The 7,713-nt window shown below is 75.9% G+C and carries 2 protein-coding genes; both read right to left on the reverse strand.

Annotated features, from left to right (window positions below; all coding sequences use genetic code 11):
- Positions 1-7,071: type I polyketide synthase (locus ACWGJO_RS40240; RefSeq protein ID WP_452190726.1), on the reverse strand; the 7,071-nt coding region annotated here is incomplete at its 3' end.
- Positions 7,072-7,108: 37 nt separating this feature from the next.
- On the reverse strand, positions 7,109-7,713 hold a 605-nt coding region (locus ACWGJO_RS40245), incomplete at its 5' end, for a phosphopantetheine-binding protein (RefSeq protein ID WP_452190728.1).

Below are 7,713 nucleotides of genomic sequence, written 5' to 3' on the forward strand. Positions count from 1 at the left end.
GGCCAACAGCTCCGCAGCCATCCCCACCCACTGCGAACCCTGACCCGGGAACACCAGCACCACCCGACCGGAAACCAACCCGCCGCCGGACACCGCAGCACCCTGCGACAGCGCGGTCAGGTGCTCGGCGAGGTTCTCCTCCGTGCCCACCAGCACCGCGCGGTGTGCCAGCGCGCTGCGGCCCGTGGCCAGGGAGAAGGCCACGTCCGTGGCGCGGACGCCCGAACCGTCGCCGATCCGGGCCGACAGCGCGGCGGCCTGGGCGCGCAGCGCCTCCGGAGTGCGCGCCGAGAGGAGCAGGGGGACGGCGGCGGGTGCGGTCTCCGGTGTCCCGGGCTGGTCGACGAGCGTGTCCGTGGAAGCTGTCGGGTCGTCCGGGGCCTGTTCGAGGATGACGTGGGCGTTGGTGCCGCTGACGCCGAAGGAGGACACCCCCGCCCGGCGCGGGCGGCCCGTGTCGTCCCACCTACGGGCCTCCGTCAGCAACCGCCCGGCTCCCGCCGACCAGTCCACCTCGGGCGTCGGACCGTCCACGTGCAGCGTCCTGGGCATCACGCCGTGCCGCAGCGCCAGCACCGACTTGATGACCCCCGCCACACCGGCGGCAGCCGAGGCGTGTCCGATGTTGGACTTCAGCGATCCGATCCACACCGGACGGTCCGCCGGACGGTCCTGCCCGTACGTCGCCAGCAGGGCCTGCGCCTCGATCGGGTCGCCCAGCCGCGTCCCCGTACCGTGCGCCTCCACCACGTCCACGTCCGAGGCCACCAGCCCCGCGTCCGCGAGCGCCGCCCGGATCACCCGCTGCTGCGACGGGCCGTTCGGCGCCGTAAGGCCGTTGCTCGCACCGTCCTGATTCACCGCCGAACCCCGCACCACCGCCAGCACCGGATGCCCGTTGCGCCGCGCGTCCGACAGCCGCTCCACCAGCAGCATGCCGACGCCCTCGCCGAAGGCGGTCCCGTCGGCCGCCGCGGCGAAGGACTTGCAGCGGCCGTCCGGGGCGAGTCCGCCCTGTCGGCTGAACTCGACGAACAGTTCGGGGCTGCACATCACGTTGACGCCGCCGGCCAGCGCCAGCGAGCACTCGCCGGACCGCAGTGCCCGTACCGCGAGGTGCAGGGCCACCAGCGAGGACGAGCACGCCGTGTCGACGGTGACCGCGGGGCCTTCCAGGCCGAAGAAGTAGGCCAGGCGTCCGGAGACGATGCTGCCCGAGTTGCCGGTGCCGAGGAATCCTTCGACGTCCTCGGGGATGTAGGGCAGCAGCCGGGCGGCGTAGTCCTGCTGCATCAGGCCGACGTACGTGCCGACGGGGGCGCCGCGCAGGGCGGCCGGGTCGATGGCCGCGCGCTCGAAGAGTTCCCAGGTGGTCTCCAGCAGCAGCCGCTGCTGCGGGTCCATGGCCAGGGCCTCGCGCGGCGAGATGCCGAAGAACTCCGCGTCGAACTCGGCGGCGTCGTACAGGAAGCCGCCGTCGCGGGTGACGGAGGTGCCGATGCGGTCGGGATCGGGGTCGTAGAGGGCTTCGACGTCCCAGCCGCGGTCGGTGGGGAACCCGGAGACGCCGTCGCGGCCCTCGGCCAGCATCCGCCACAGGTCCTCGGGTGAGCGGACGCCGCCGGGGAGGCGGCAGGCCGCGGCGACGATCGCGATCAGGTCGTCGTCCGTGTCCCGGTCCCGGCCGGCCGGCCCGGCGGGTACGGCGGGCGTGGCGGCCGGGGCCGTGTCCGTGAGTCCGGCGCCCAGGAAGCCCGCGAGCGCCGCCGGGGTCGGGTGGTCGAACACCAGGCTGGCGGGGAGCCGCAGGCCGGTGGCGGCGTTCAGGCGGTTGCGCAGTTGCACCGAGGCCAGTGAGTCGAATCCCAGTTCACGGAACGCTCGTCCGGGGTCGAGGGTGTCCGGGGAGGCATGGCCGAGGACGGCCGCCGCGTGGGTGCGGACGAGTTCGACGAGCAGCCGGGTCCGTCCGGTGCCGTCGAGGGCCGCGAGGCGCAGGCGCAGGGCGTTGTCGTCGGCCTCCGCCGCAGTGGCGGCGGCGGCCTTGCGCGGCGGTGTGCGCACCAGGCCGCGCAGCAGCGGCGGCAGGTTGCCGTCCGCCGCCGCGGAGCGCAGAGCAGCGGCGTCGAGGCGCATCGGGACCAGGGCGGCCCGGTCCACGGTGAGGGCGGTGTCGAAGAGTGCGAGTCCCCGCTCGGTGGAGAGCGGCGGCATCCCGGACCGGGCGAGGCGTCGTACGTCGTCCTCGCCCAGGTGTCCGGTGAGGGCGCTGGGCTGCTCCCAAAGGGTCCAGGCCAGGGACTGGCCGGCCAGCCCCGCCGCCCGGCGCCGGACGGCCAGGGCGTCGAGGAAGGCGTTGGCGGCAGCGTAGTTGGCCTGTCCGGGGCCGCCGAAGGTGCCCGCGGCCGAGGAGAAGAGCACGAAGTGCGTGAGGTCGAGGTCGCGGGTCAGTTCGTGCAGGTGGAGGGCGGCGTCGACCTTGGGGCGCAGCACGGCGTCCACCCGTTCGGGGGTGAGTGCGGTGACGACGCCGTCGTCGAGGGTGCCCGCGGTGTGGATCACGGCGGTCAGCGGGTGCGCGGCCGGCAGGTCCGCGAGGACGGCGGCCAGGGCGGTCCGGTCGGCGGCGTCGCAGGCGACGACGGCGGTCTCGGCTCCCAGCGCGGCGAGTTCGGCCCGCAGTTCTTCGGCTCCGGCGGCGGCCGGGCCGCCGCGGGAGAGCAGCAGCAGGTGCCGGACGCCGTGCCCGGTGACCAGGCGGCGGGCGACGTGGGAGCCGAGCAGGCCGGTGCCGCCGGTGACGAGGACCGTGCCGTCGGGGTCGAAGGCCGGGAGCGGCCCGGCCGCACCGTCCGAGGGAACCCGGGCCAGTCGGGGGACGCGGATGTCGTCGCCACGGACCGCGGACTGCGGTTCTCCCGAGGCGAGGGCGGCCGCGACGCCCTCGGAGGTGCCGTGCTCGTCGTCGGCGTCGAGGTCGAGCAGGGCGAAGCGCCCGGGGTGTTCGGAGCCGGCCGAGCGGACCAGGCCCCAGAGCGCGCTGTGCGCGGGGTTGCGGACGTCCTCCCCCTCCCTCGTGCTGACCGCGCCCCGGGTGGCGAACACCAGGCGCGAGCCGGCGAAGCGGTCGTCGGCGAGCCAGGTCCGGACGTCGGCCAGGGCCTGGTGGACGGCCGCGCGGACCGCCGCGGCCGGTCCGGCCGCGGACTCGGGCTCGGACTCGGCACAGGCGAGCAGGACCGTTTCGGGCACCGGGGCTCCGGCGTCGACGGCGGCCAGCAGCGTGGCCAGGTCCGCGGTGCGGTGGACGGGTGCGCCGCCGGCGCGCGGGGGTGCGGTGACCCACTCCGTCGCGTAGAGGTCCTGGTGGTGGCGGCCGCGGGGGGCGGGGTCGGCGCCGAGGGCGGCGGTGCCCGCGGGCCGCAGGACCAGCGCGTCCACGGTCGCCACGGGGGCGCCGGTCGCGTCGGCGACGGCGAGCGCCACCGCGTCGGGTCCGGCCGGGGTGAGCCGGACGCGGATCGTCCCGGCGCCGGTGGCGTGCAGGGTCACGCCGTTCCAGGAGAACGGCAGCCGTCCCTCGGGGTGGGCGTCCGCGCCGGGGGTGCCGGGCACGCCGGTGGCGTGCAGGGCCGCGTCCAGCAGGGCCGGGTGCAGGCCGAATCGGGCGGCGTCGGGTGCGGCCCCGACGGGACCGGCGGGCACGACGGCTTCCGCGAACAGTTCGTCGCCGCGCCGCCAGGCCGCGCGCAGGCCCTGGAAGGCGGGGCCGTAGGCGAATCCGCCCGCCGCGAAGCGGTCGTACAGCCCGTCGAGGGCGAGGGGTTCGGCGCCGGACGGCGGCCAGGGCATCGGCCCGGCGGCCTCGGCGCCTTCCGCGCCGTCCTGGGCCAGGAGTCCTTCGGCGTGCCTGGTCCACTCGTCGTCGAGGGCGCCGTCGAGGTCGCCGTCGGCGGGTGCGTCCGGCCGGGAGTGCAGGCTGAGCGGGCGGTGGCCCCGGGAGTCGGGGGCGCCCACGGTGAGGCGCAGCACGGTGCCGCCGTGTTCGGGCAGCACCAGGGGGGCCTGCAGGGTGAGTTCCTCGACCCGGGGGCAGCCGACGCGGGCTCCGGCCTGGAGCGCGAGTTCCAGGAAGGCGGTGCCCGGGAGCAGTGCCCGGCCGCCGACGGCGTGGTCGGCGAGCCACGGGTGGGTGCGGGCCGACAGGCGGCCGGTGAGGAGCAGGCCGTCGCTGTCGGCGAGGACCACGACGGCGCCCAGCAGCGGATGGCCCGCGGGGGTCAGTCCGGCGGACGTGACGTCGGCGTCGGGCGCGGCGCCGTCCTCCAGCCAGTACGGGTCGCGCTGGAAGGCGTAGGTGGGCAGTTCCACCCGTCCGGGGCGGCGGTCGGCGAAGACGGTGTCCCAGTCCGGGGTGACGCCGCGCAGGTGGAGTTCGGCCAGGGACTCGGTGAACCGGCGCGGGCCGCCGTCGTCGCGGCGCAGGGTGCCCACGGCGGTGGCGTCGGCGCCGGCGTCCTCGGCGGTCTCCAGGATTCCGACGGTGAGGACGGGGTGCGGGCTGCTCTCCAGGAGGACCTGGTAGCCGTCGGCGAGCAGGGCACGGGTCGCCTGTTCGAAGCGGACGGTCCCGCGGAGGTTGCGGTACCAGTAGTCGGCGTCCAGGGCGGTGGTGTCCTCCAGCAGGCCGCCGGTGAGAGTGGAGTAGAAGGGGACGGCGGACGGGCGGGGGGTCAGTCCGCCGAGCAGGGCGAGCAGTTCGGTGCGGATGTCCTCGACGTGGGCGCTGTGCGAGGCGTAGTCGACGGGGATGCGCCGGCTGCGGATGTCCAGGGCCGCCGTCCGGTCGAGGAACGCGTCGAGCGCGTCGGTGTCGCCGGAGACCACGGTGGAGGCGGGTCCGTTGACGGCGGCGACGGAGAGCCGGCCGTCCCAGGGGGCGAGGTGTTCGGCGACCTGCTCGGCGGGCAGGGCCACCGAGGCCATGCCGCCGCGGCCGGACAGGGCCCGGATGGCGCGGCTGCGCAGGGCGACGACCTTCGCCCCGTCCTCCAGGCTCAGCGCTCCCGCCACCACGGCGGCGGCGATCTCGCCCTGGGAGTGGCCGATGACGGCGCCGGGGGTGATGCCGTGGGAGCGCCACAGTTCGGCCAGGGAGACCATGACGGCCCACAGCGCCGGCTGCACCACGTCGACGCGGTCGGCCGGCGGGGTGCCGGGGGCGCCACGCAGGACGGCTTCCAGGGACCAGTCGACGAAGGGGGTCAGGGCGCGTTCGCAGTCCGCGACGCGGGCGGCGAAGGCGGGGGCGGAGTCGAGGAGTTCGACGGCCATGCCGGCCCATTGGGACCCCTGTCCGGGGAACACCAGGGCGACTTCGCCGCCGGTTCCGGCAGTGCCGAGGACCAGGCCGGGGACGGTGCGGCCGTCCGCCAGGGCGTCGAGGCCGACCCGGAACTCCTCGGGGTGGGCGCCGATCAGGACCGCCCGGTGCTCGTGCGCGGCGCGGGTCGTCGCGAGGGCGTGGCCGACCTCGGCCGGGCCGGGTCCGGGGTGGGCGTCGAGGTGGTCGCGGAGCCGTGCGGCCTGGGCGCGCAGCGCTTCGGCGGTGCGCCCGGAGAGCACCCAGGGGAGGACGGCGGGGGCGGCGGGGGCGGAGGGTTCGTCGGCCTGTTCCGGGACGGGTTCGTCCGCCTGTTCCAGGACGACGTGTCCGTTGGTGCCGCTGACGCCGAAGGAGGACACCGCGGCCCGGCGGGGCCGTCCGGTCTCGGGCCAGGGGGTGTTCGCGGTGACCAGGCGTACCGCGCCCGCGGTCCAGTCGATCTGCGGGGACGGGTCCTGCGCGTGCAGGGTGGGCGGGACGGTGCCGTGCCGCATGGCGAGGACGGTCTTGATGACGCCGCCGACGCCGGCCGCCGCCTGGGTGTGTCCGATGTTGGACTTCAGCGAGCCGAGCAGCAGCGGCTGCCCGTCGGCGCGGTTCTGCCCGTAGGTGGCCAGCAGGGCCTGGGCCTCGATCGGGTCGCCCAGCGGGGTGCCGGTGCCGTGCGCCTCGACCACGTCCACGTCGGCGGGGGTGAGTCCGGCGTTGGCGAGGGCGTGGCGGATGACGCGCTGCTGGGCGGGGCCGTTGGGGGCGGTGAGCCTGCTGCTGGCGCCGTCCTGGTTGACGGCGGTGCCGCGGATCAGGGCAAGGACCGGGTGGCCGTTTCGCCGGGCGTCGGAGAGGCGCTCCAGCAGGAGCATACCGACGCCCTCGCCCCAGCCGGTGCCGTCGGCGGCGGCGGAGAAGGACTTGCAGCGGCCGTCCCGGGCCAGGCCGCCCTGGCGGCTCATCTCGACGAACGGGACGGGTGTCGACATGACCATCGCGCCCCCGGCCAGGGCCAGGGTGCAGTCGCCGGCCCGCAGGGCCTGGGCGGCGAGGTGGATGGCGACCAGCGAGGAGGAGCAGGCGGTGTCGATGCTGACCGCCGGGCCCTCCAGGCCGAAGGTGTAGGCGACGCGGCCCGAGGCGACGCTGTCGGAGCTGCCGTTGCCGATGTAGCCGGCCACGTCGTCGGGTACCTGGCGCAGCCGTACCGCGTAGTCCTGGTACATCACTCCGGCGAAGACGCCGGTCCTGCTGCCCCGCAGGGTCGCGGGGTCGATGCCGGCCCGTTCGAACGCCTCCCAGGTGGTCTCCAGGAGGAGCCGCTGCTGCGGGTCCATCGCGAGCGCTTCGCGCGGGGAGATCCCGAAGAATCCGGGGTCGAAGTGCCCGACGTCGTCGAGGAAGCCGCCCAGGGCGGTGTGGCTGGTGCCGTCGCGCAGCTGGTCCGGGTCGTCCAGGTGGTCCAGGTCCCAGCCGCGGTCGCCGGGGAAGCCGGTGATGGCGTCGGTGCCGTCGGTGACCAGGTGCCACAGGTCCTCGGGGGACCGTACGCCGCCGGGGTAGCGGCAGCTCATCGCGACGACCGCGATCGGTTCGCGGCCCGCTTCCTCGGCCTCGGTCAGGCGCCGGCGGGTGTGGTGCAGGTCCGCCGTCACGCGCTTGAGGTAGTCCCTCAGCTTGTCGTCGTTCACCATCGGGAGTCGCCGTCCTGGTTCGCGTGTCGGGTCGGTGTCATGACAGGCCGAGTTCGTTGTCGATGAGGTTGAAGAGTTCGTCGTCGCTGGCGCCGTCCATGCGGTCCTCGATGGAGTCGGCCGCCGTGCCGTCGCCGTCGGCTTCGGTGACCGCCGGGTCGACGCGGCGCAGGAGTTCCCGGAGCCGGTCGGCGAGCCGTTCGCGGTCCGCCGGGTCGTCGAGGGCACCGTCGAGGGCGTCTTCCAGGCCTTCCAGTTCGGCGAGGCCGGGGACCGGGCCGGGCCCGCCTTCGGGGACGAGTTCGGCGGCGAGGTGTCCGGCGATCGCGGCCGGGGTGGGGTGGTCGAAGAGCAGGGTGGCCGGGAGGGGGTGGCCGGTGGCGGCGCGCAGCCGGTTGCGCAGTTCCACCGCGGTCAGCGAGTCGAAGCCGACCTCCAGCAGACCGCGTCCGGGATCGACCGCGGCCGGGCCGCTGTGGCCGAGCACCAGGGCGGCGTGGGAGCGGACCAGGTCGAGGAGGACCCGGCCGCGCTGGGTGTCGTTGAGGGACGCCAGGCGCTGCTTCAGGGCGTCCGGCCCGTCGGGGCCGGCGCCGGCGGCGGGGCCCGCGGCGCCGCGCCGGGCGCCGGGGCGCACATGTC

The sequence above is a fragment of the Kitasatospora sp. NPDC054795 genome (assembly GCF_053611565.1).